This window comes from Microaerobacter geothermalis (assembly GCF_021608135.1).
Taxonomy (GTDB): Bacteria; Bacillota; Bacilli; order DSM-22679; family DSM-22679; genus Microaerobacter; species Microaerobacter geothermalis.
The window spans coordinates 21,369-44,879 of sequence record NZ_JAKIHL010000006.1 but is presented as its reverse complement, the minus strand read 5'-3'; the positions used below and the strand labels follow the sequence as shown (position 1 = coordinate 44,879).

The following is a 23,511-nucleotide window of genomic DNA, read 5'->3' as shown; positions in this document are numbered from 1 at the left end:
ACGTTTGAATGAATCGATGGGAGGAAAATGGCATGGAATTGGCAAATCGAGTCGCAGCGTTAACACCATCAACGACTCTAGCGATTACGGCAAAAGCAAAAGAATTAAGATCACAGGGATTTGATGTGGTTGGTTTGGGAGCGGGGGAGCCTGATTTTAACACACCGGAACATGTTATTGAAGCGGCTTATCAGGCGATGAAAGAGGGGCAAACCAAATATACACCCGCTTCAGGGATTTTGGAACTGAGAAAAGCGATCTGTGACAAATTGTTAAAGGATAACCAACTCTCCTATACACCTGATCAAATCTCCGTAGGGGCGGGGGCAAAGCATGTCTTATACAATATTTTTCAAGTCATTGTGAATCCTGGGGATGAAGTAATCGTGCCTGCCCCATATTGGGTCAGCTATCCGGAAATGGTGAAGTTGGCCGGTGGAAAACCGATCATTGTAACTGCCACAGAAAAAAATGAATTTAAGCTTACACCTATTCAGGTAAAAGAAGCTATCACCGAAAGAACCAAGGCAATAATTATTAACTCACCCAGCAATCCAACCGGTAGCATCTATTCTGCAGAAGAATTAAAAGCGATTGCCGAAGTATGTATTCAGCATGGAGTACTGATGATTTCTGACGAAATCTATGAGAAGCTGATCTATGATGGCGTTTCTCATGTGAGTATTGCCAGCCTAGGTGAAGAGGAGTATAAACATACCATTGTTGTAAACGGGGTATCAAAACCTTATTCCATGACCGGTTGGCGCATTGGATATGCAGCAGGTCCAACTGTTCTGATTAAAGCAATGAATAATTTGATCAGTCACAGCACTTCAAACGCCACTACTTTTGCCCAATATGGTGCTTTAGCCGCATTAACAGGGACACAAGAGCCTTTGGAAACCATGAGAAAAGCTTTCGAGAAAAGAAGAAATCGTTTGGTTCAGTTAATTAATGAAGCGGATAGTTTATCTATGGTAAAACCTAAAGGGGCTTTTTATGCCTTTATTAATGTGAAGGAGGCTATGGAAAAGGGGGGTTATTCCTCTGTTGATGATTGGGCCAAGGACTTGTTGGATGCAGAAAAGGTAGCGGTGATTCCAGGGTCAGCCTTTGGTGCCCCTCAGCATATTCGTATCTCATATGCCACTTCCATGGAACTATTGGAAAAGGGAGTGGAGCGGATCAAAAAATTTATTCAACAGTAAAATTGGAGGGACGTTCATTTGACGGTACTAATATCTCAAGTAAAGGATTATGTGGGAAAAGAAATTCGCATCGGGTGCTGGTTATACAACAAACGATCCAGCGGAAAAATCCAGTTTTTGCAGTTGAGAGATGGGACGGGCTTTATCCAGGGGGTTTTGGTCAAAAAGGAAGTTTCCGAAGAGGTTTGGGAAAGATGTTCCCAGCTTACCCAGGAGAGTTCTTTGTATGTAACCGGGGTGGTCAGGGAAGATGAGAGGGCACCCAGCGGTTACGAGTTGACATTAACCGGATTGGATATCATTCAAATCTCTGAAGAATATCCCATTTCACTGAAGGAACACGGTGTCGATTTCCTATTGGACCATAGGCATCTTTGGATACGGACACCAAGGCAAAATGCGATCTTGAAAATTCGCTCGGAAATTATTCGTTCCATTCAGGAATATTTAAATGAAAATCACTTCACTCAGGTGGATGCCCCCATTTTGACACCTACATCGGCAGAGGGAACCACAACCCTTTTCCATACTAGGTATTTTGATGAAGATGCTTATCTCACCCAAAGCGGACAGCTGTATATGGAAGCGGCTGCTCTTGCTTTGGGGAGGGTATATTCCTTTGGACCCACTTTTCGGGCGGAAAAATCTAAAACCCGCCGTCATTTGATTGAGTTCTGGATGATCGAACCTGAAATGGCCTTTTGTGATAATGAAGCAAGTATGGTTATTCAGGAAAATCTGGTTTCCCATGTGGTGCAGTCTGTATTAAACAATTGTTCCCAGGAACTTAAGGTATTAAATCGGGATACTTCAAGGCTTGAAAAGGTCATCCCTCCATTTCCAAGAATAAGCTATGATGATGCTATTTCATTGCTTAAGGAAAAGGGCGAACAAATTGAATGGGGAGAGGATTTTGGTGCACCCCATGAGACCGTGATTGCTGAAAGCTTTGATAAGCCGGTATTTATTACTAACTATCCGGCATCCATCAAGGCATTTTATATGAAACCGGACCCCAAAAGGCCGGAAGTGGTCTTATGCGCTGATTTGATTGCACCTGAGGGTTATGGGGAAATTATTGGGGGAAGCCAAAGAATTGATGACCCAGAGTTGTTGAAAGCCCGATATGATGAGCATCATTTATCTTATGAAGCTTATCAATGGTATATGGATCTTAGAAAATATGGGACCGTTCCCCATTCAGGATTTGGATTGGGATTGGAAAGAACCGTAGCATGGATTTGCGGACTGGAGCATGTCAGGGAAACCATTCCATTTCCAAGGTTGTTAAATCGGATCTACCCGTAAGAGACTTTTTTCAGATGTGAGAGGTTAGATTTGTCGAAATCGGGAGAATAATCTACAGTCGGAAATAAAGAATTCACAAAGGACAACTATCGAGTTCGTACTTAGCGAAGAGTCTAAAAAACGAAACTATCCCTCAAACTGACTCCGCCTTTGAAATGCCAGAATGTTTTTGAGGGCTCCGTTCTTTAGCCTTGAAGCGGAAATGAATTACTTCTTGAACGAACTCGATTAGCGGACGTGTGAATTTTTAGTTCCACATTCTTAGAAGAATTGAGGCTTGATTTTATAAAATGGTGCATGGGTAAAATGCACCATTTTTATATGTCAATACTCTTTTTTTGCCTGAACCTCTGTTATAATTGTTTTGAGGTGTTTAGAATGGAGAAGATATTGGTAGATTTGTTGCGACAGCGGTGCACCACCATTCCCAATCTTCTTTTAGAACATTATAAAGAATTGGGAATCTTAGATGAAGAAGTGTTTCTATTAATACATATTTTATCTTTTAAATCAGAAGGGATAAACTTTCCGACGGCAGCAGAACTTGAACAGCGAATGTCAACGGATATCAAGAAAATATTTAAAATGGTTCATCGATTGGTTTGGAATGGATTCCTGTCAATAGAAGAGAGAGAAGATGACTCGGGAGTTCGTCATGAGTATTATGATCTAACCCCATTGTACAAAAAATTGGTCAACATCTTGATAGAGAATCATGGAATCTTACAGCAACCATTGGAAACCGATTTATATACGTTATTTGAAAATGAATTTGGCAGACCTTTGTCCCCCATGGAATGTGAAACCATTACCTTATGGCAGGATCAGGATGGCTATTCCCGTGAGTTGATCGTATCTGCATTGCGGGAAGCGGTTTATTCGGGAAAAGTAACCATCAAATATATTGACCGCATTCTCCTGGAGTGGCAAAAGAATGGAATAAAAACAGCAGAGGAAGCTAAAAATTACTCCATGAAGTTTCGGGAGAAGCAAGTTATCAAAATCAAAAAAGAACCCCAAACAGAAGACATTCCCTTTACCTTTTACAATTGGCTTGAAAATTAAATGAAATATGGTGAAACGAAATCGTCTGGAGAATGTATTCCAGATGATTTTTTGTTCGTAATAATAGTTTTTTGTACCGTTTCCATTCAATTTACCTATCATAAGATATGGAAAACAAGAAATGGAGGATGAAAGTGAAGATTGCGATCGTTACCCCGGGTCAATTTCCGGTACCGCCATTGAAAGGGACTTCCGTGGAAATTTCCGTACATCAGCTGGGAAATTATTTAGCTGATCATGGACAGGTGACCGTTTTCAGCAGAAAGGTAAATGGTCTTCCGGCAATACAAAGAAGAGGAAACCGAAAAGATATTCGAATCCCCGTGCGCGGTAGCCGCCAGTATCTACAACAGATAGAAAGACATCTGATAAAAGAGCCATCCACATGGATCCAGATTGAGAACCGGCCTATGTACTTGCTTTGGCTTAAGAAAAGATGGCCAAAGGCGAAAATGATCTTAAGTCTTCATTCCTTAACCTTTATCGAAAACCTCAATCAGGAAATGGCCCTTGAGGCTTTGTCCAATGCTGATGTGATTTTCGTAAACAGTTTTTTTATTAAAGAACAGTTGAAATACCAGTTTCCTGAAGTAAAGACTCCCATATATGTCAATTATTTTGGAATTCCACATCATCAATTTGTTTCCCGCTTTTCAGAGGAAGGGAAAGCTTGGCGCAATTATTGGAGAGATAAACTGCGTCTTCATGGAAAGCATGTGATGTTGTTTGTCGGAAGGTTAATACCAGAGAAAGGCCTCCATCTTCTGCTGGAATCATTGCCCTTTTTGATCACACAATATCCCGATTTGCATTTGGTTGTGGTGGGATCTAGTTACTATGGAAAACAACTGGAAACCAATTATGTGAATCAGTTGCATAAACAAACCGTCCCGTTAAAGGAACATGTTACGTTTCTTAACTATTTGCCTCCCAACGAAGTCATCTCCGTTTATCCGATAGCAGACATGGTTGTGACGCCATCGATTGGAAAAGAGGCTTACTGTCTGGTTAACCTGGAAGCGGCCATTAGCGGAATTCCGGTGATTTCAACGATGGTTGGCGGAATTCCTGAGATGGTTCGGCACAGCTTCAATGGATTCTTAATCAATCCTGAACGCTGGCATGAAGAATTTCCCCAATACGCAGCCCGGCTAATTGAGGAAAGAGATCTGAATTTACGAATGGGAAAAAATGCTTTAACCTTAGTGGAAAACCTATATGAGTGGTCAAAAGCAATCCATATGTTTATCCAATCCTACCGTAGAATCCATTTGCGCGGAAGGAGATAATCGATATGCTAACGGTAAGCATTTTATTTATTCGAAGGGAAATCGGGAGTTCCCCCTGTTTTTTGGAAAATGATGAGGGAGATCATTATCTTATCCTGGATCAAATGGAATGTAATTTAGACTGGGGTCGGCCCCAAACCATTAATCATTTTTTTCAGGAGAGCAGCGGTGAGATTTGTGTCATTAACGATTTTCGGATTGAACTGAGAAAGGAACAGTTAAATCGACTAGTTCAACCTTTTCTTTCAAATCCAATGGTGGACTGTACATCATTATATGGGTTAAAGGACATATTTTCCTGCCTTTGTGTAAAAAGAGAGATCTTTCAGAAGGTTGGTAGGGTGGATGTGGGATATGGTCTTGGAATTTATGATGATGTGGACTGGCATCACCGGTTAATTAATAACGGAAGTTCCATTCATTATTTGGAGCATGAATTGCCCTCGCCATTGCCTCCAATACTCTCTGTCCCTCTGCAAGATTTGGAAAAAATCATCATCCAAAACAGGGAGCATTACAGAAGGAAATGGGGGCAATTTCCAATTGAGTTAGAAATAGATAGAAATGAGGTGGCCACATGACGCGGTCCATCCTTATGATTACTTCCGAATTTGAACCGGATATTGTTGGAGGATTGGGCATTGTCTCCACCCAATTGGTAAAGGAGTTGGTCAAAAAAGGAATACAGGTAACCGTTGTGAGCTTAAGAAGGTCAGGAGATTACGTGTCTAGCCATGAAGGAAAATTTAAAGTGATTCGCTTTCCCAAAATAACTCGATTTTATCAAAATAGACAGATGATTCCTGAGAGTATTTCCCCATATTTAAAAAAAATTTCCCCAGATCTTATTCATATTCAATGTGTCCAGGGAATGGAGCTGGGAAAGAATTTGAAGTCTCATTATAGAGTACCTTTGATTTATACCAGCCACTCCATCGGCCGTGAAGAGGCTGAGGGGAGAATAAATCCTGACCAGTTATTGGTGGTCAAACAACAGGAAAAATTATATGAAACCGCTGATTCCATTGTTTGTCCAAGCAACATGGAAAAAAGAGTATTGCTCAAACACTATCCACTTTGGGAAAGTAAGGTAACCGTTATTCCCAACGGGATAGCAGAAATTGATATACCCAGAAGAAAAAATGCTAATCTCTATCACTTGTTATATGTGGGACGGTTGGCCTGGTCTAAGGGGTTAGAAACCGTAATTCGGGCCCTTCCCTTAGTAGTGAGGAAGCATCCGAGGACAGTCCTTCATGTAGTGGGAGACGGTTCCTCTTCATATAGGCGTCATATCCAGGGGTTAATAAAGAAGTATCATTTGGATAAAAGAGTTGTTTTTCATTCTTGGATGGAACAGAGAAAATTATCTAATGTTTACAGTCTATCTGGTATTGTTATTGTGCCCAGTTATTATGAATCTTTTGGAATGGTCGTGTTAGAAGCCATGGCCCATGGCGTTCCTGTCATTGTTACTACTGCAGTAGGAGTTGCTGAAGATATGTCACGTTCTGTAGTGATGAAGATAAAACCGAAAAACGTTCAGGAAATGGCAGAAGCCATTCATCATCTCTTGTCAAATCAAAGCTCAGCAAAATCGAGGGGCAAAGCAGGATTAAAACTTGTAAAAAAATATTTCTGGTCCAATACGGCAGATCAATATTTGGCGTTGTATCGGAAATTAACAAACAAATAGCCCAGAAAAGACTGGGCTTCATTTTTTTGGAAGAATGTTTTTATTTGTCATTGGATTAATCTTCCATTCTACGTTTAAATGCTTCAAATACATCATCCATCGTCATATCTCCATTCTTTTTTAGAAAATTGTATAATTCCATCACTTGTTTATTGTCCACCTTTTTAAATTTGCCTATGAGTTCCAATGTAACTTCGCCTTCCCTAGATAAAGTGATATTGTCCACTTTTAGTTCGCCAGAAATGAGGAGGGCTGCAGCAACAATTTCAAGGTTTTTATTTCTTAAAAGTCTTAGAATATCCGGCTCCTTCTTAATATTTTTTAAATTTCCATTTTGACTCATTCCATTTCCCTCCCATTATCATAGTATGCTGAACTTATGATAGGGAATAGAAAAAGTCATAAATGAACAACTATTTTTTCAGATGATTTTTGAATGGCGGGGGGATGATGGAGGTGAATTTTTGATCGGTGTAAAACTTGATTCCCCGTCTTCGCAGATAATCCCTTAAATCCTCTGCAACGTCATCCATTTCACCTGTGATTTCAAAGGTAGAAAGGTTGAACAGAGTGCTGTTTAAGGGGTATGTTTCATGAGGATGAAAAGTGATAATGAGAGGTTTTCTGTTTGGTTCCAGCTTGCATTTCAATGATTCCCCTTTCGGAGCGTAAAGAAGTTGATGGGAATTTTTTACATTGATATGAATGAGTTGATCTGATTCTTCAACAACCTGAGGCAGTAATTCCTTATATTCCAATAACGGGATATAGTCATGCAATACTTGTCTTAGTAAAATGTCTTTTTTTTCCGGGGAGAGCGCCTTGGGATAATAATGTTCCCTTATCACCTTGGCAGGAATGCCGCCTGCCATAACACCTGTGGGGATATCTCGGTTTACCACAGAGCCGATACTGATGACTACATTGGACCCAATGGTTACTCCGGGCAAGATGACACTTCTAGCCGGTATCCATACATGAGAACCGATTTGAAGCGGCGCAAAATCAGCAGGAAATCCGTCAAGTATGGATAAGTAGGCCCCATGGGTCCAAAGCATCACTTCTGCTCCAATCCCTACATCATCGCCGATGGTAATTCTGTCTGAAGTATTTACAATGCACCGGTTTCCCAAAAAACCATAGTCGCCCATGATAAAAATGGAATTGGGATTAAGGGTTCCTCCTCCGCCAAAATCTATTTCGTTTCCTCCATAATAAAAACGGCCGATTTGTAATTTGCGACAAACAACTTGACATCCTCTACCAAAGGTTGAACAATCTCCAAGTTGAAACTCTTCGGCAACAGTAATGTGGTTATTCTCCAAGATGTTGCTATGCTTTCCAATGGATATTCTCTTTCCTCTTATCTTGTTATGATCTCCGATGAACACGTCTTTACCCAAGAATAGCTCTTCACATTCAATTTCCACATGTTTCCCGATGTTCACATGATCCTCAATGTGGATATGAAAGGATTTAATTTTGGAGTTTTTTGACAGGGTTACCGATGACCCAACATAAAAGTGATCGTCTTTGCTTTCCGGCAGGTTTACAATTTCATTATTTCCGGAAGAAACCGAGATGTAATCCTTTGACAAGAATTTTCCCTTCCTTTCTGTCTTGAAAACTATAGATGTGGAACTAAAGATTCACACGTCCGTTGGTCGAGTTCTAGCAAGAAGGATAAAAGTCAGCTTCGAGGCTAAAGAACGGAGCCCTCAAAAAACATCTGGGTATTTCAAAGGTGGAGTCAGTTTGAGGGCTAATGCCCGTTCTCTAGCCTCTCCACTTAGTACGACCTGGACGGATGTCCTCGGTAAATTCTTTGATATGAAAATACCTTTTCATATCAATTTGTGACCATGCGGGTCATGTATGTTTAGTTCAGTCTATATACACTTGTTTTAATCTACTATAGTCACTCAACGTTAAAAAGTGATGGGTTGATAGCCCATTTTTAAATAAAAAGTGTGAGTGTATTTAAGCCATGACAAATGCCGTGCCTTTTATCCATGGTTTTCATAAGTTATAGTAAATCTTTAGTTTTAAACCTATATAGAATAAACTGACTTCTATAATGAGGAGAGAAAGAAATGTCCAACTGGATATTTGTAGAGGAATATTCCCAGAAGTATCAAGGGTATGTTTGGAGAGTAAAAAGAGAAAAAGATGGAGTTACTGAACATGGCTATTTCAAATTCCTGAAGAGACATAACATTCCTTACGCTGGTCCTATGGTTGCCAATGAAATGATTGCGGTAAAACTGGGAGAATTGGTCAAATTACCGATGCACAAATTGGAATATGCAACCGTAAACGGCATGGAGGGAGTCGTATCCATCGTCAAAAATGTTCCATTTCTTACCCGATGGGACCAATTGCCGAATCATGTTTACGAAAATATTCCCAAGTATTTTAAATCCCCCAAGCATCTGATTAACATGTTTGTGTTTGATGTGTGGACTTGTAATACCGACAGAGGAACAAACAAAAATATGATTGTTTACAAAGACGAAACCCACCCCAAGTACCAAATCTATTTGATTGACCATAATCATTGTCTTCATGACGCCAATTTAAAGTGGGAGAAGCACAAATACAACGAACCCTATTGGGATCAGATTCATCGATATTACAGACCTCCCAGCGGTGTGGGACCCCTTGTTCGGCAAAATCTCGGATATGTAAGACGCTGCATCCAAAGAATTGAAAGTATTTCTTCCTTATCGATCAGAAAAATCATCCATGATGTGCCCAAGCAATTTGTAACTGAGTCAGAAAGATTACTGATTTATAATCTCCTTATTCATCGTCAAAAGAAGTTGTCATTCATGATTAGCGAGTGGGTGAAAAGGCGGGAGTGATATCATTGAACAGTTTCAATTATGAAAGTCAGCGGGTGTTAATTTTGGCTCCCCATGCCGATGATGAAACCATTGGATGCGGAGGAGTAATCCAAAAATATATCAAGTACAACAGCCAGGTCAGGATACTTATTGCCTCATTTGTGATGGGACAATACATCAAATACCAAAAAGAAAATGAAGAATACAAGGTATACAGCGGTAAGGAGAGAATCAAAGAAATGCAGGAAGCTTTCAGGATTCTTGGGATTACTGATTTCCATTTTCTTTTTGTGGATGATTCAGAAATGATTCAATACCACAGCCAACTGGATATATTGCCAAAGATAAGATTGGTTACCAAAATAGAGGAACATATCCGCGACTTTAAACCCACTATAATGTATATTCCGTCTCTAACCAAACATCAGGATCATGTCATTCTTCATGAAGTGGGGATGACCGTGGCTAGGCCCTATTTTTGGAATGGCTCAGTCATTGTTTATGAAACCGATGGAGAGCTGATGTTCCAGCCTAATCTATATGTTCCTCTCACTAACGAGGAAATGGATAGAAAGAAGAAGGCATTAAGTGCCTACAAAACCCAACTGGGAAAGGAACGGCACCCAGTTCATCCGCATTCGCAAACGGTTAAGGCCCAATTTAGGGGGCAAAACATTTACGAATATTGCGCAGAGGCTTTTCAAATTGTTCGTTTACATGGGTGATTACAATGTTTCCATCCATCACAATCGGTTTGTTCGTGGATAAGAAAAATAAACCTTTTGATTACTTTATATCAAGTGTTCTGCAACAGTCGTTTCAAGATTGGGAAATGTTTATTTTCAGTGATTCGGTAAAGAAGGGGGATTTTGAGACTTCAGATAAGAGAATCTTCTGGTATCCTGTTCAGTCCGAAAGCGGCCGTAGCGATTGGAAGAAAGCATTAATCCACCTTTCCAGAGGTGAATATATCCTCCTGCTATCACCCTCTGTGGAAATATATCCTTATGCCTTCTCTTCATTGCTTGAAACGATAAGGATGAATCAGAGCGATCTCTTGATTTCTTCGGGATTTCCTTTTCCTTATGTGACCGAAGGATGGGAACGTGTCGGTGTAGAAGATTGGCTAAAACAAAGGATAAAAATTTTGAATGAATGGTCCCCTCTGTCGCTCATCCTATGGCGAAAAACTATATTGGAAAAGATCAATCTCAAGTCGTTTATTGTAGAATCTCTTCTATCTGTCCCCAAAAATGTAAAAATGGAATTACTTCCGGTGATGCTGTGTCACAAACAATTCTATGACAGCAGCATGCAATGGGAAGCAATATGGCCTTTAAAGAAAACAGGATTGGCAAGGTTTCTTAAAAAATATGGTTTGCTTCATTCATTTTCCTTTAACAACCAATACTACGTTATTCATCCAAGAAAAAATGATTCGGAAATCAGTACAATGCCTAAAGTGTCTGTTCTTTCTTCCGTTTATAACGAAGAAGAGAATCTGTACAGAATGTTGGAAAGTCTGGAACTGCAAACTTATAGGAACATGGAGATTATCCTGATCAATGACGGTTCCACTGATGGGACGGATCAAATTATTACACAATTTATCAGGAGTTGCGGAAAAAAAGTGTGTTATATCAGCCGTGCAGAAAATGTGGGAAAAGGAAAATCAATGAACGAGGGGCTGCAATTGGCTGAAGGGAAATATCTGCTGGAAGTGGATGGTGATGACTGGCTGGATCCGGAATGCGTAGAAGTATATGTCTCCATTATGGAAGAAACAGAACCTGAAGTGGCTTATTTGTATGGGGACCGAAGGGTTTTTCGGAAAGGGCAGTTTGTCCCCCTTCGGTACTCTGGACTAAGCAAGGGCTATCCCATAAAAGACCGCCTTTTCTTTTTGTCACAACTTCGGCCCCATGGACCTAGATTCTTACGAGCCGAAGCAGTAAGAAAAATAGGAGGTTGGCCAACGGATTATCCTTCCGAAGGAAGGCTTTATGAAGATTTTGCCATTCTCCTCAGACTTATAGAAACATACAAGTTCTCTTATATCCCAGGAGCTTACTACAATATTTATCGCATCGGACGAAATAAGAAAAAACCTTACTGGACGATTATTCTCCCCATCATTTTTCAAGCTTTGCATAGGTGGGACATCTGTGGGACTTTCACCATAAACAAACAGGAAAAAAAGATTACATTTTATCAGTCAGGTAATAGGATTAAGCAATTTGAACGGAACTAAATCTTTGATTTGAAAATACTTTTTCATATCAATTTGACATCCTTCGGATTATGCATGTTTAGTTCCACTTTTAGTTGAAAGGGAGTTGACTCCATATGAACAACCATCTTTTGGAAGAAGGGAAAAAAGTATTTGAGCATTTTCCCTATAATATGAAGCATATTCGTGTGATTCAAGGGGAAGGAAGCCGGAAAATACTATGGAAAGTATCAACAAATCAGGGAGATATCGCTTTAAAACGTTCTCACTACCCCCTTGAAAAACTCTTGTTCTCTATTTACGGACAAATGTACGTATTAGATAAAGGTGCGAGAGTGCCCAGGGTTCTTAAATCGAAAAAGAATATACCTTATGTTCAAGTCGGTGAACGTGTGTATACAGCATATAACTGGTTCCGTAATTCCCGCAATCCAAATTTTCAAAACAAACTTGAATTCAGGGAGACAATAAGGGGCCTTGCGTTATTTCATAAGACATCGGAAGGATATGTCCCTCCGGTTCAATGTGAAGAGAAATGGCGGTTAGGTAAAGGAATAAGAAGCTACCAAAGTTTATATCAAGATGTGGGAGCAATGGTTGAAGAAGTAAAGGGGTTGAGTGAGGAATGTAAAAAGGCAGTTGGCAATTATCTGCCTTCCTCCCTTCGTATATTAGAAGTAGCCATTAAAAAACTGGAAGAAGTGGGTTATGATAAGCTGCTGAAGAAAGCCCGAGAAAAGAGAAATTTGACCCATGAAGATTTTGGTGAGCCTAATGCTCTAATGGTTGGCAATAAAGGGTATGTCATTGATCTGGATGGTATGGCGTATAATTTGCCGATTAGAGAACTGCAGAAAATGATTATAAAGGGCTTTAGAAAGCACGGCATAAATGAAAACCTTTTTAAGGAAATTGTTTCCTATTATGAACAGGAAAATCCTTTATCCACTGAATTAAAAAAGGTTATGGTGATCGAAATGATGATTCCCTCTCATCTGTTTAGGGTGTTAAGAACAATGATTGGTAAAGGGGAATCTGTTTCTCCTCGAACATTGGAAAAGATCATCCAATTTGAGAAGCAAAAACAGAACGTATTGGAGAATATCCGATATTGAGGTGAAAAGATGGAAAACAGGGATGCTGAAATATTGAAACGTCATTATGAGCTAAAGCCCCTTAAGTACCAATTGTTAAGGCAAAGGGGAAAAAGAAAAGTCTGGTATGTCCAAACCAATAAAGGCCCCTTTTGTTTTAAAAGATACAATAATCCCTTTGAAACCTATCAATTTTCCTTTGAAGGACAGGAATATTTAATCAACAATGGGGTTAAAATTCCCAGGCTGATAAGAAATAAGGAGGGTCTTTTCTATTCATTAGGTCAGAAGGGAACCGTTTATGTTTTGTTTGAATGGATATCAGGGAGTTATCCCCTTAAACTGAACAAAAAGGAACATGTCATTAGATGTATGGAATCTTTGGCAAATTTTCACAAAAGAGGAAAGGGATTTATACCGTCTTCGCCGGATTTGGAATTAGAGAGATATCGTTTAAATACAAACCAGGAACAGAGGATGTTAAATGAGCTGGTGCAGTTAAACGAAAAAATGAGGAATCAGCCCCCATCGGTAAGGAAGTTAATTAAAGAGCATCATTCCTGGATGGTGGAAAGAACGAAAGCAGGGATAGACAAATTGCAGGAATTTATGAAGGGCGGAGACTTACAGGAGGAAAGCAAGGGGCGCTATATCGCCCATAATGATTTTGCCGATATTAATGTGCTGCTCACCCGAAGGGACACCTATCTGATTGATTTTGATGATTTGACCTACAATTTTCCTACTGTGGATGTTGAGCAAATTTTTATAAAGACCGCCAGACATGGAATCATTTCCCCAAAAGATGTTGAGTTATGGTTATCGTCTTATCTGAAAGTATTTCCTCTGACAAAACCTCTTAAAGGGTTATTAATACAGCGATTAGCCCTTCCCACCATTTATTACCATCTGCTTACCCGTTTAAGCAATGGAGGACGGACAACTCCGGAGCAGCTTTCAAATACCATCCAATGGGAAAAAGGAAAATACCGAGTGTTTTCAAGGCTTTAATAGTCTAACTATGGATGTCAATTTAAAAATCTGCTTTGATATTGAATAATTGTTTCCCTGAAAGGCAGGAGTGATTGAATCATGTGATCGATACCCTCCTGAAGGCTTTGCGGGGATTTTTTTAGCAGTTTGCTGAGAAATCCGCTGTTTTGCATTTTCATCTCATGTACTTCTTTTTCTTTCCGGGGATTTTCGATATGAATGATGTTTACCGAAATATTTACCTTTTGGCATGCTTGCTGAACAGCGAGAGCTAAATCTTTGGGACTGACCCAGATGGATGCTTGATTAAAGACTTCAAAGGTCGCATCCTTTTCCATGTCAGCCGCGTTTACAATGGAGATGACAGCATCTTCAAGGGTAATCATCGGCTTTTTTTGTTCTCCTTTCCCATAAATGGTAATGGGGTGGTTGGCCAAAGCCTGGGCACAAAAACGGTTGGGTACCACACCGAAATAAAAATCAAAATCAAATCGGGTGGCTAATCTGGAATCGATCTTTGTTTCGGAGGTTTCGGTTCCCAGCACAATAGAAGTTCGAATGTCTGTAATAGGCAGTTTCCATAAATGGTGGGCCAAATATAAGTTGTTAATATCATTGGCTTTGCTCATATGGTACCAGGATGTCGCCATTCCAGGATAAGGTATGATATCCGTTTGCTTTGTTTCTTCATTCTTAATAGAAAGAAACCCCTCAGGAATGGTAAATTCAGGAGCTCCGTATACCCCTGTTGTCGTTGTCGTGATCAGGTGAGTATCCGTTAATCCTGATTCTTTCATACCCCATAAAATATTCCTTAGCATCCCATTATTATTCTCTTGGGTAAAAGTAGCCATTTGACCGTTGATATGGGAAAAGGGAGCTGAAGGCTGGGCTGCAAGATGGATGATGACTTTTGGTTTAAACACTTGGAGAATTTCATAGGTAAAATTCTTGTCCGTTAAATCTCCTTCAATAAAATGAAGATTGGAAAATCCCCATTCCCTGGCAGCGTTTATGCGTGTCTTCATATCTGCTACGGGTATGGCACTGACTGAACCGATATTTTCTACCCATTTGCGCCTCCCGAAATGATCGATTCCAACGATTCGTTCTTTGGGAAAAGATTTGCTTAATTTTAACATCGTTGGCCAGCCGATATAGCCATCTGCTCCTGTGACAATCACCATGTAAGTCCCTCCTTTATTGAAGCGGAACTAAAGATTTACACGTACAGCACTATTCTTAGTAAATTCTTTGATATGAAAATACCTTTTCATATCAATTTGTGACCCGTAGGGTCATGGATGTTTAGTTCCTTCCATATAGGATATTAATTTCTTAAAAGGATTGTACCGCCTAAAAATTCCAAATGATGCCCAATTTTCCATTACTTAGATACCTTTCTCCTTGAAGTTTCATAGATTACATCGAAGGAGTGATGGAAATGATTTTGGTTACCGGCGCTGCTGGATATATGGGCTCTATGTTAATCGAACACTTTTCTAAAATCTTTGATTCTTCAAATCTAAAAGGGGTAGATAACTTTTCTGCGGGCAAGGTTCAGCATATAGGAGATATACCCATTCAATGTGCCGATGTTTCAAACAGGAATGATGTTTTTCAGATCATGGAGGGTGTGGATATCCTCGTCCATTGTGCGGCGGTAAGCGGAATTCCCACGTGTGAAAAGGAGAGCAAAGAGGCTGTTCTCAGCAATTTATTAAGTGTCAAATATTTACTGGAAGCAGGAAGGAATTATCAGCTAAAAAAGATGATCTTTCCTTCATCGTTTGCCGTTTATGCCCCTGATGAGACGGTCATTAATGAAAACACCAGGGTCAGCCCCTACAATTTTTATGGATTTTTAAAGTATTGGGCCGAACAGCTTATCATTTCATATGGGGAAACATATAAAATTAATTATTTGATATTTAGACAATCCAATCTTTGCGGCAAAGGTTACTCGGAAAAAAACTCGGTGATTCATACGATGTGCAATGCCGCAAAAAATAATCAACCATTAACGATTTATGGGGGCGGCTATCAGGTTCGTAATTTTATTCATATCCGGGATGTGATCCATATTTATGAACAAGGTTTAACTAAAAATAACGGGATATATAATCTGGCCGGGACAGAAACGAAAAGTATCAAGGAGATTGCCGAAGAGGTTGCCAGAGCGGCAAAAAGAAAGTTAAATAAAGAGATTGAGATTTTATATAAGGAGTCAGAGATAAAGGGTCAGGAGTTAACCCTGCAATCTCTAACCTGTGATATTTCGAAACTGGAGAGAGACTTTCAGTATTCGCCAAAAGGAACGATAGCAGAAGCAATAGATGAATTACTAAGCTAATATGGACGGAACTAAACTTACATGACCCGAAGGGTCACAAATTGATATGAAAAGGTATTTTCATATCAAAGAATTTGTTAAGGACAGCCTTTGAGTTCCCGCTAAGCGGAGGGGCTGAAGAACGGGAATTAGCCCTTAAACTGACTCCATCTTTGAAATGCCCAGATGTTTTTGGGGACTTGCGGACGTGCAAATCTTTAGTTCCACTTCAAAGAATCACTTTTCCACCGAAGGCAAAGTCAACGGCTTTGCCTTTTTTGGCTGAGATAAAGTATCCGATATGGCCGATTCCCTGTTTGTCGAAACCGGAAACAAACAGATGGATTCGATCCTCCAACAGTATAAATGAAGAACGATAAGCGGTTCGAGCCATCCATGGGAACAAAGAATGGCAGATGACGATGCCTTGACTTTTCCATGCAACTCCATCCTTGGAGGTGAACAGCCAAATGTCTCCATAATTGGATTGGGATTTTACACGCCCAACAGGGACGTACATCCAGTAGGAATCCGAGAAGAAACGGACACATGGATGCCATATATCTTTGTCAGGAAATGAAATGAGTGGATTGCGGATATCTTTGTTCCAGTTAATTCCCCCTCTCGATATGGCCCGGTTTATTACATATCTTCCTGAGTGGAGATCCCGGCTGTCATAATACATTTCAAACTGCTGTTCCCTTGAGTTCCACAACACCGAGGGACCTCTTACTTCTATCCCTTCATGGGGAAAGGAACTGATTAATATGGGATTGTCAGAGGAGTCATCAAAAAGGATCCCATCGTTTGAAACAGCAACTGCTATGAAGCATTGCCTGGAAACATCCTTTCCATAGGGATCCTTGGTCCCCTGACGGCTGCGGGGTTGAAAAAAAAGGTACCAGCGTTTATGTTCTGGGACAAACAGCAGATCCGGATCCGCCAGATGCCAATTCTTCCACCATACATTTGAATCAGGAGTAAGCAATGGATTTGACACCGATTCATCCCTCCAATGGATGAGATCCGAAGAATAGACCAAACAAGGATTTTCTTTTTCTTCCGGAGGATAGGGGGTATAAACCATAAGAAAGTTTTTTTCTTCCATTGGGAGAACATCGGGATGAACGATTCCCTTTGCCTGATATCTGGGAATGGAAAAGAGAGGGTTTCCCATAGGGTGAACGGAAAAATGTTTCGCAAAATTTACATCAGCAGAAGGAATATTCATGTTTTCCCACCCTCCTTACTTAAATAGGTAATGAGCAGTCCTTCATCTAGGGAAAAAGAGGGTTTCCAATTTAAAAGTTTCTTTGCTTTTTCATTGAGAAGGCAGCTAAATGGCAAATCTCCCTTTCTTTTGGGCAAGTAGATAGGTTCAATTTGTTTCTTTGATATCTTGTTCAATCTGTTAATGAGCTCTATTAAAGAAGTGGACGTGTTGGAACTGATATTAAAGACATCGCTGCCAGAAAAGTGAAGAGCCGCCAAATTGGCAGCTGCCACGTCTTTTACAAAAATGAAATCCCTTTTTGTTTCCCCATTCCCGTAGATGATGGGTCTGGTACCTTTGGCAAAATGATTAGCAAAAATGGAGATAACCCCTCCACCTTCTGTAGTTTCATCCTGGTTTGGCCCATAAACGTTAGAGTAACGGAGGATCACATAAGGGATATGGAAAAGGGAAGAATAAGAGCGGATATAATACTCTGTAACAAATTTAGAAACTCCGTAAAAATTGGGAGGGTTGGGAGGAAAGTTTTCATCAGCGGATTGTGTTCCTATATCCCCGTATACAGCAGAGGAAGAAGAGTAGATGAATTTCTTTACTACATATTTTCGGCACATTTCCAAGATACGTATCGACCCTAATATATTTTCTTTGGCATCAAAAAAGGGATCGCTTAGGGAAACCTGTACGCTTACCTGTGCTGCCGTATGAATAAGTATGTCCGGAACATGTTTTGTAAAAATATCTGACAAATCGTCATAGACAATATCCCTTTGATAGAAAGAAGCACCTGCCGGTATGTTCTCTCGCTTCCCGGTAGAAAGGTTATCGATAACAATCACTTCAATTTCTTCAGATAATAACAGAGTTGCTATATTTGATCCGATAAAACCGGCCCCGCCAGTTATCAGGACTTTCATTAGTTATCACCTTCTTGATGTTTTTATGCCAAATCTTTTCTCTAATTCATGTAAAATGCGCTGAATTACAGCTTTCTTTTCATGAAACGAGATGGGGTGATGCCTGATTGGTTTTTTTTCCGCCAGTTTGATCATGAAATCGATATCAAAGGGCGGATACAAATTATCGGGATGAATAAATTCAGGAAAACACATCATTTGAGGAGCGACGGGAATCACATCAAGATAAATCGCTTCAAACAGAGACATGGGCAGCATATCAGAAATGGAAGTGGTGATGAGAATTTCTGCTTGTGACAATCTGGTCAAATATTCGTCTCTGTTTTTGTTGACGAGAAATTGAATATGATGCAACTTGGCCCATTTCAAAAGGGAAGGATGAAGGGAATGGTACATTTGATCGGAAATTAAATGAAATATTTGAAACCCCTTCTCCCTTAATCTTCTTGTTGTCTCCATTTCAATGACAAACAATTTGTCATAGGAGAAGCGCTGGCTAAACGCAATCCAATTTTTTTGTTTGGGGATGTTTTTATATTTTGTTAGTGCTGAGAAGTCCGTGGGTCTGCCGACAAGGGCAAACCGACCTGCCAGATTTGGATAAGCAGAGATGACAAGGCAATGAGCCCACTTGGAATGAGTAAGGATCAGATCAAATTTGGATAAATGGGATTCTTCCAATTTCTGATTCGTCTGATTATAGATTACTCCTATTTCATAGGGATTTGCTGCTGTTCCGGCGATTCTGGTCATTTTGATCCCTTTTTTGGATTGAATCCATCTCATTGCCGGGTGGAACGGATGGGCAACAAACCATACATCTGTTTCCTTTGCTTCCGTATGTTTCAGTTCGTTTGCCTGTTCTTCTCTCCATCTTCCGTTTGGCCAACTTGTAAACGGAACGTCCAAAGACTTTAATTCTTTCAAAATAGTTTCGTTAAATTGATAGGCCCAGGTTTGTTCGGCTTTTTCAGGATATCCGATATAATGAAACAAAGTTATCCCTCCATTAGGACGGAAAGGATCTTATCCATGACGACCCTTTTATCATGTGTAAATACTGGATGGTCCCTCAGGGGAGATTTTTCTATAATCCCAATGATTTGTTTTAAGTCGAAAGGTTCATATAAATTATCTTTGTGAATAAACTCAGTAAAGGACAAATGATTGGGAGCGATGGGAATCAAACCAAGATAAATCGCCTCAAACATGGACATGGGCAGCATGTCAGACATGGATGTGCTGACAACCATTGAACATTGGGAGAGCAGCCGGTAGTAATCTTCTTTTTTCGTTGTCACCAAAAATTGAACCCCGTTTTTTTCCGCCATGTCGATTAATGTCTGAAAAATGGCAGAGTCACTTTTTTGCTCAGGTCCCATAAAATGATAGACTGTGTAACCCTTGTCGATTAGCTGCTTGCTTAATTCCAATTCAATGATCGCCATTTTTTCAATGGAAAAACGGTGGTTAATGGCGATGGTTTTTTCCTTTTTTGTTTCTGCCTTGTAGGGTGATAACCGTTCAAAATCAGTAGGTCTTCCTACATAGAAGAATTTGTGAGATAAGCGGGGATATTGTTTTGCTGCCATTTCAAGACCATAATGGGAATTGAAGAGAATGACATCATATAAAGAAAAAAAATATTCTTCCCCCTTAAGGGCATCTTTTATATCAAATCCATAGATAAAAGCTTTTTCAAAAGGGTTGCAGGCTAAACCGGCGATTCTTGAAACCTTCTTTCCCTTTTTAAATTGCAGCTTTTTCATAATGGGGTGATATACCCATGCAATAAACCAGATGTCTTCGTCTCTGGAACTGATGCTCAAGATAAAATCTTCTTCATCGGGAGACAGCTTCTTTGACCAATCACTGTTCGGCAGTACCTGATGGGGAATCTTTCTGCGTCTCAGCTCGGATAAAATGGAATCATTAAAATTGGTTCGCCAGTCCATGGCATAGGTATAGCCAAGATAGTAAATCATTTTCATCACATCCAGATTCACTTTTCTTCTGCAGAAGTGGGAGCTACTCCATTCATATAGGTTAACATACGCCAAACTGAGTTTTCTTTCATATGATCAGATATATCGTGGTTTTCATGAGGTTCCTTTTTTAACAACTGAACAGCAGCCTCCAGATCGTATTGGGGGTACCGATTATTTGGATGAACAATTTCCTTGAAGGGACCAAAGTCAGGAACAATCGGAATCAGCCCCATATAAATGGCTTCACAGGCAGATACCGGCATCATTTCAGAGATGGAAGTGGAAAGAAGAAATTGACCCTTGGATAGCAATTGAAAATATTCCTTCTTTGTTGATGTGTGGATAAACTCAATTCCACTCTCTTCGGCAAGTTTAACCAAATGAGCAATGCCCAATCGTTCATTCATGATTTTATCATCACTTTGAAGATGCCAGATTCTGAACCCTTCGCGGATCAAACGTTTGGCCAATTCTATTTCTATAAGAGGCAATCTTTCAATAATGAAGCGTGAATTAAGAATAATTAACTTTGGAATATATCTTCGTTTTTTCTTCTCCTCTTCCAAGTCGCTAAAATCCGTAGGCTGCCCTGAATAAATAAATTTATCGACTAAATGGGGATAAGCCTCTTTGGCAAGTTTCATGCTCCAGTAGGAGTTCATAAATATCCCGTCAAATAAGGAAAACATTTTTTTTTCATGTTCCTTTACCTTTGGGAAATTGCCCTGGTTCGCTGTAAGTACCGCTTGTTCATAGGGGTTTGCTCCTAATCCGGCAATGCGGGTATATTTTTTTCCTGACTTCTCTTTTAGCTTATGCATGATCGGATTCTTAGCCCAGGCGATAAACCAGATATCCGTGTCCTTTGATTCGATGGAAAGAATGGCTTCTTCCCAATCTTTTGTCACTTTGGTTGTCCAGTCACGGTTTGGCAGCCGTTTATAGGGGATTTTTAAACGATCCAGCTCGCTTAAAAAGGCAGTATTAAAATTTTTTTGCCAACTGTTTTCTGTATCTTCGTATCCACAAAAATACAACATCATCCTTCACCCGATTTCCATTCATCCTAAGATAATGATTGTATCTGTTCCAAATAGCGGGATATTACGCGTTTGGCAGAATGGTATGAGAGATCAGCTTCCCGGCGGACCGGATGCAATATTTTATCCATCATTTTTTCCAGATTGTAGGGTGGATACAGGTCTTCTTCGGTGAGGATCTCTTTAAAGCTTCCCCGGTTGGGCCAGATTGGTAGTACACCTAAATAAAGGCTGGATAAATGATTGAGATTGATGGTATACGTTAAAGTTGCAGAACATAGAAAAGCGGCTTTTGCCAGGTTTTCATAAAATATTTTTGGAGAAGGGCACTCCATGAATGTCATTCCCAAATGCTGTGCGATATTGATTAATCCTTTATTGTATTTTGAAAAAGTGGACAATTGCTCTATGGAATATTCACTTAAGTGAACCACCTCATATCCCTTTTCAACCAATCTTCGTCCCAATTCTATTTCAATCATTTGATTATGTTCATCGTCGAACTTATCGATAAATACGACAAGATTGGGTTGTTTTTTTATTTTTATATATGGGCTTAGAAAGGATTTTGACAGGGGTATTCCGGTTACTTTCACTTTATCTGCCAAACTGGGGTAAGTCGTTAACAAATTTTCTTTTACCCACTCGCTGGTGACAAATATAAGGTCATAAAACTTTAGTCTTTCAATTTCCAATATTTTGCATTTTGGCTGATATTTCGAAGAAGGTTCATAAGGAAAAAGGGAGGAAGAGTGAAGGTGGGTTACTTTTTTACCAGGTTTGTCCTTGATTACATCGATCACAGGATTTTGAGCATAGGAAATAAACCAGATATCATCAGCTTCGGAAGCTGCTCTTTCAACGGCTTCCAAGGATTGATTCATGTTGTTGCTCCAATCGCAAGGAGGAAGGCATTCAATGGGTATTTTCAGACGCTGAAAGGTATTGATAACGGAAAAATTAAAATGCTGGTACATGGATAATGACGAAGAAAAACCAACATAATAGATTTTCATCTAATCCACCCTATTTTTTGTTATAAATGATCCTGTAACATTCATATGTATGCAAAATTAGGGGAGTGATTAGTGATTGGCCTAATTATCCCCCTTTCAGTTGAAGATAGGCTAGATACAAGGCTGTAAAAGCGTCATTTTTTGAGAGAAGGGACAATTCATCCTTGAGTCCATTCCGTTCTGTCCAAATAGAAGGGGCATGTGATTCAAGATGAGAGATATATTTTGTAAAGTGTAATTTTGCCATTTCGAGAAAATGGGCAGCGAACAAAGAATTAGGGTTTGTCTTAAGATAGGCATAGAATTGGTAAATGACCGTTCCAAAAAAGCTTAATCCCCAGCGAAAACGATAGGGAAATAAGTAAAATTCTATGGCCTGATATTTTTCAGCAATCGATTTCATGTTGGCTTTATCTTCTGATTTCATTTTTTTCAGATCTCTGGGGTGCTCCTGATGCAGAGAAACCAAATGTGGAGAAAATTCAAAAACCGCACCATTCTTGTACAACCGATATCCCAATTCCATGTCTCTGGCACCGTAACCAGTCAAGTTTTCATCAAATAAACCGTTTTCTAATAGGTGCTTCCTTTGTACCGACAGATTTCCAGGAAGGAAAAGTATCCATGGAGCACCAAATCGATAGTCAAGGCGATAGCCATGTTTGAGAAAAGCCTCTTGCCAGATTTTATTCACTTTCTTTTGATCGTAGATGAGCTGGTTAAAGAGAGGGGTGTTTTCCAAAATATCATGTTGTGATAAAAGTGGTGTCAGAGTAGACGGGATGATTTCAAAGGTCGTCAGCTCTTTAGCAGTTTCCAGTTCTTTCAGACACTTTTGCTGAAAAGGAGTCAAACCGGGAAACAGATGAGAGAAGATCAGTCTCCTAAAACAGGAACCTGTCACAATATAAGGATAACTTTCACTAAATCTTTGATGTAGGGATACATGACCCTCAATAAAGTGGGGAGGAACGATCATGTCATCATCGCAAAAAATGATCAGTTCTCCCCTTGCTTCTTTAATCCCCAAATTTCTTGCGATACAGGTTCCTTTGTTCCCCCCTGTCCAAAAGTAACGGATGTTAAGGGGAGGAGATTGTTTGATTAAAATGGAGAAAACATCTTGGCAGGGGCTGTCATCAATGACCAAAATCTCAATTTTTCCGCTAGGGAATTTTTGGATAACAAATGAAGCGAGGGTAAGTTCAAGATAACCGGGGGAATGATGGGTGGGAATGATAATGCTGACATTCAT

General features: G+C 39.8%; 22 protein-coding genes. 12 read left to right on the top strand and 10 right to left on the bottom strand.

Annotated features, from left to right (window positions below):
* Positions 1-32: 32 nt before the first annotated feature.
* The 6 genes from L1765_RS04910 (at position 33) to L1765_RS04885 (ending at position 6,566) form a co-directional block, all read left to right on the top strand.
* Complete coding sequence (locus L1765_RS04910) at positions 33-1,208, top strand: pyridoxal phosphate-dependent aminotransferase (RefSeq protein WP_236405539.1); 1,176 nt, start codon at positions 33-35, stop codon at positions 1,206-1,208.
* Between the two features lie 18 nt (positions 1,209-1,226).
* The gene (gene asnS, locus L1765_RS04905; RefSeq protein WP_236405538.1) at positions 1,227-2,516 is read left to right on the top strand and encodes an asparagine--tRNA ligase; all 1,290 of its coding nucleotides are present in this window, start codon (positions 1,227-1,229) and stop codon (positions 2,514-2,516) included.
* Between the two features lie 378 nt (positions 2,517-2,894).
* Positions 2,895-3,581 (top strand): DnaD domain-containing protein, encoded by a 687-nt coding sequence (locus tag L1765_RS04900; RefSeq protein WP_236405537.1) that lies wholly within the window; start codon positions 2,895-2,897, stop codon positions 3,579-3,581.
* 134 nt (positions 3,582-3,715) lie between these two features.
* Positions 3,716-4,870, top strand: a complete 1,155-nt coding sequence (locus tag L1765_RS04895; protein WP_236405536.1) for a glycosyltransferase family 4 protein — start codon at positions 3,716-3,718, stop codon at positions 4,868-4,870.
* A gap of 5 nt (positions 4,871-4,875) precedes the next feature.
* The gene (locus L1765_RS04890; RefSeq protein WP_236405535.1) at positions 4,876-5,451 is read left to right on the top strand and encodes a glycosyltransferase family 2 protein; all 576 of its coding nucleotides are present in this window, start codon (positions 4,876-4,878) and stop codon (positions 5,449-5,451) included.
* Positions 5,448-6,566 (top strand): glycosyltransferase family 4 protein, encoded by a 1,119-nt coding sequence (locus L1765_RS04885; protein WP_236405534.1) that lies wholly within the window; start codon positions 5,448-5,450, stop codon positions 6,564-6,566. Before L1765_RS04890 ends, L1765_RS04885 begins: the two co-directional genes overlap by 4 nt.
* 55 nt (positions 6,567-6,621) lie before the next feature.
* Here L1765_RS04885 and L1765_RS04880 read toward each other — a convergent pair whose 3' ends face one another.
* Both L1765_RS04880 and L1765_RS04875 read right to left on the bottom strand, forming a co-directional pair.
* Positions 6,622-6,909 (bottom strand): hypothetical protein, encoded by a 288-nt coding sequence (locus L1765_RS04880; RefSeq protein WP_236405533.1) that lies wholly within the window; start codon positions 6,907-6,909, stop codon positions 6,622-6,624.
* A 70-nt stretch (positions 6,910-6,979) separates the two neighbouring features.
* Entirely contained in the window at positions 6,980-8,164 is a 1,185-nt protein-coding gene (locus L1765_RS04875; protein ID WP_236405532.1) for a hypothetical protein, read from the bottom strand.
* A 495-nt stretch (positions 8,165-8,659) separates the two neighbouring features.
* Here L1765_RS04875 and L1765_RS04870 point away from each other — a divergent pair, with 495 nt between their 5' ends.
* The 5 genes from L1765_RS04870 (at position 8,660) to L1765_RS04850 (ending at position 13,747) form a co-directional block, all read left to right on the top strand.
* Entirely contained in the window at positions 8,660-9,430 is a 771-nt protein-coding gene (locus L1765_RS04870) for a HipA family kinase (protein WP_236405531.1), read from the top strand.
* Between the two features lie 5 nt (positions 9,431-9,435).
* A complete protein-coding gene (locus tag L1765_RS04865; RefSeq protein ID WP_236405530.1) occupies positions 9,436-10,137 on the top strand; it encodes a PIG-L deacetylase family protein in 702 nt (233 codons plus the stop codon).
* 5 nt (positions 10,138-10,142) lie between these two features.
* Positions 10,143-11,663: a glycosyltransferase family 2 protein gene (locus tag L1765_RS04860; RefSeq protein ID WP_236405529.1), complete on the top strand. Its 1,521-nt coding sequence runs from the start codon at positions 10,143-10,145 to the stop codon at positions 11,661-11,663.
* A 95-nt stretch (positions 11,664-11,758) separates the two neighbouring features.
* Positions 11,759-12,757: a CotS family spore coat protein gene (locus L1765_RS04855; protein WP_236405528.1), complete on the top strand. Its 999-nt coding sequence runs from the start codon at positions 11,759-11,761 to the stop codon at positions 12,755-12,757.
* A 9-nt stretch (positions 12,758-12,766) separates the two neighbouring features.
* Positions 12,767-13,747, top strand: coding sequence for a phosphotransferase (locus L1765_RS04850; RefSeq protein WP_236405527.1), 981 nt, complete (start codon positions 12,767-12,769; stop codon positions 13,745-13,747).
* 17 nt (positions 13,748-13,764) lie between these two features.
* On the opposite strand, the gene L1765_RS04845 is transcribed toward L1765_RS04850, so the two are convergent.
* Positions 13,765-14,916: an NAD-dependent epimerase/dehydratase family protein gene (locus tag L1765_RS04845; RefSeq protein ID WP_236405526.1), complete on the bottom strand. Its 1,152-nt coding sequence runs from the start codon at positions 14,914-14,916 to the stop codon at positions 13,765-13,767.
* A 257-nt stretch (positions 14,917-15,173) separates the two neighbouring features.
* Here L1765_RS04845 and L1765_RS04840 point away from each other — a divergent pair, with 257 nt between their 5' ends.
* Positions 15,174-16,082 (top strand): NAD-dependent epimerase/dehydratase family protein, encoded by a 909-nt coding sequence (locus L1765_RS04840; protein ID WP_236405525.1) that lies wholly within the window; start codon positions 15,174-15,176, stop codon positions 16,080-16,082.
* A 208-nt stretch (positions 16,083-16,290) separates the two neighbouring features.
* On the opposite strand, the gene L1765_RS04835 is transcribed toward L1765_RS04840, so the two are convergent.
* The 7 genes from L1765_RS04835 to L1765_RS04805 all read right to left on the bottom strand — a co-directional run bounded on the left by L1765_RS04835 (position 16,291) and on the right by L1765_RS04805 (position 23,511).
* Positions 16,291-17,292, bottom strand: coding sequence for a glycoside hydrolase family protein (locus L1765_RS04835; protein WP_236405524.1), 1,002 nt, complete (start codon positions 17,290-17,292; stop codon positions 16,291-16,293).
* Positions 17,289-18,212, bottom strand: coding sequence for an NAD-dependent epimerase/dehydratase family protein (locus L1765_RS04830; protein WP_236405523.1), 924 nt, complete (start codon positions 18,210-18,212; stop codon positions 17,289-17,291). The genes L1765_RS04835 and L1765_RS04830 overlap by 4 nt, the downstream gene beginning before the upstream one ends.
* A 6-nt stretch (positions 18,213-18,218) precedes the next feature.
* Positions 18,219-19,208 (bottom strand): glycosyltransferase, encoded by a 990-nt coding sequence (locus L1765_RS04825; protein ID WP_236405522.1) that lies wholly within the window; start codon positions 19,206-19,208, stop codon positions 18,219-18,221.
* A 2-nt stretch (positions 19,209-19,210) separates the two neighbouring features.
* Positions 19,211-20,218: a glycosyltransferase gene (locus L1765_RS04820; RefSeq protein ID WP_236405521.1), complete on the bottom strand. Its 1,008-nt coding sequence runs from the start codon at positions 20,216-20,218 to the stop codon at positions 19,211-19,213.
* On the bottom strand, positions 20,215-21,240 hold the full coding sequence (locus L1765_RS04815; RefSeq protein WP_236405520.1) for a glycosyltransferase family protein: 1,026 nt from the start codon (positions 21,238-21,240) through the stop codon (positions 20,215-20,217). Before L1765_RS04815 ends, L1765_RS04820 begins: the two co-directional genes overlap by 4 nt.
* 26 nt (positions 21,241-21,266) lie before the next feature.
* Positions 21,267-22,256, bottom strand: coding sequence for a glycosyltransferase family 4 protein (locus L1765_RS04810; protein WP_236405519.1), 990 nt, complete (start codon positions 22,254-22,256; stop codon positions 21,267-21,269).
* A gap of 85 nt (positions 22,257-22,341) precedes the next feature.
* On the bottom strand, positions 22,342-23,511 hold the full coding sequence (locus L1765_RS04805; protein WP_236405518.1) for a glycosyltransferase family 2 protein: 1,170 nt from the start codon (positions 23,509-23,511) through the stop codon (positions 22,342-22,344).

Excerpts from the sequence above, each read along its gene's own strand:
- L1765_RS04910 (WP_236405539.1), top strand. The coding sequence starts at position 33 with ATGGAATTGGCAAATCGAGTCGCAGCGTTAACACCATCAACGACTCTA.
- L1765_RS04900 (WP_236405537.1), top strand. The coding sequence starts at position 2,895 with ATGGAGAAGATATTGGTAGATTTGTTGCGACAGCGGTGCACCACCATT.
- L1765_RS04890 (WP_236405535.1), top strand. The coding sequence starts at position 4,876 with ATGCTAACGGTAAGCATTTTATTTATTCGAAGGGAAATCGGGAGTTCC.
- L1765_RS04885 (WP_236405534.1), top strand. The coding sequence starts at position 5,448 with ATGACGCGGTCCATCCTTATGATTACTTCCGAATTTGAACCGGATATT.
- L1765_RS04880 (WP_236405533.1), bottom strand. The coding sequence starts at position 6,909 with ATGAGTCAAAATGGAAATTTAAAAAATATTAAGAAGGAGCCGGATATT.
- L1765_RS04870 (WP_236405531.1), top strand. The coding sequence starts at position 8,660 with ATGTCCAACTGGATATTTGTAGAGGAATATTCCCAGAAGTATCAAGGG.
- L1765_RS04860 (WP_236405529.1), top strand. The coding sequence starts at position 10,143 with ATGTTTCCATCCATCACAATCGGTTTGTTCGTGGATAAGAAAAATAAA.
- L1765_RS04855 (WP_236405528.1), top strand. The coding sequence starts at position 11,759 with ATGAACAACCATCTTTTGGAAGAAGGGAAAAAAGTATTTGAGCATTTT.
- L1765_RS04850 (WP_236405527.1), top strand. The coding sequence starts at position 12,767 with ATGGAAAACAGGGATGCTGAAATATTGAAACGTCATTATGAGCTAAAG.
- L1765_RS04845 (WP_236405526.1), bottom strand. The coding sequence starts at position 14,916 with ATGGTGATTGTCACAGGAGCAGATGGCTATATCGGCTGGCCAACGATG.
- L1765_RS04840 (WP_236405525.1), top strand. The coding sequence starts at position 15,174 with ATGATTTTGGTTACCGGCGCTGCTGGATATATGGGCTCTATGTTAATC.
- L1765_RS04835 (WP_236405524.1), bottom strand. The coding sequence starts at position 17,292 with ATGAATATTCCTTCTGCTGATGTAAATTTTGCGAAACATTTTTCCGTT.
- L1765_RS04830 (WP_236405523.1), bottom strand. The coding sequence starts at position 18,212 with ATGAAAGTCCTGATAACTGGCGGGGCCGGTTTTATCGGATCAAATATA.
- L1765_RS04815 (WP_236405520.1), bottom strand. The coding sequence starts at position 21,240 with ATGTTGTATTTTTGTGGATACGAAGATACAGAAAACAGTTGGCAAAAA.
- L1765_RS04810 (WP_236405519.1), bottom strand. The coding sequence starts at position 22,256 with ATGAAAATCTATTATGTTGGTTTTTCTTCGTCATTATCCATGTACCAG.
- L1765_RS04805 (WP_236405518.1), bottom strand. The coding sequence starts at position 23,511 with ATGAATGTCAGCATTATCATTCCCACCCATCATTCCCCCGGTTATCTT.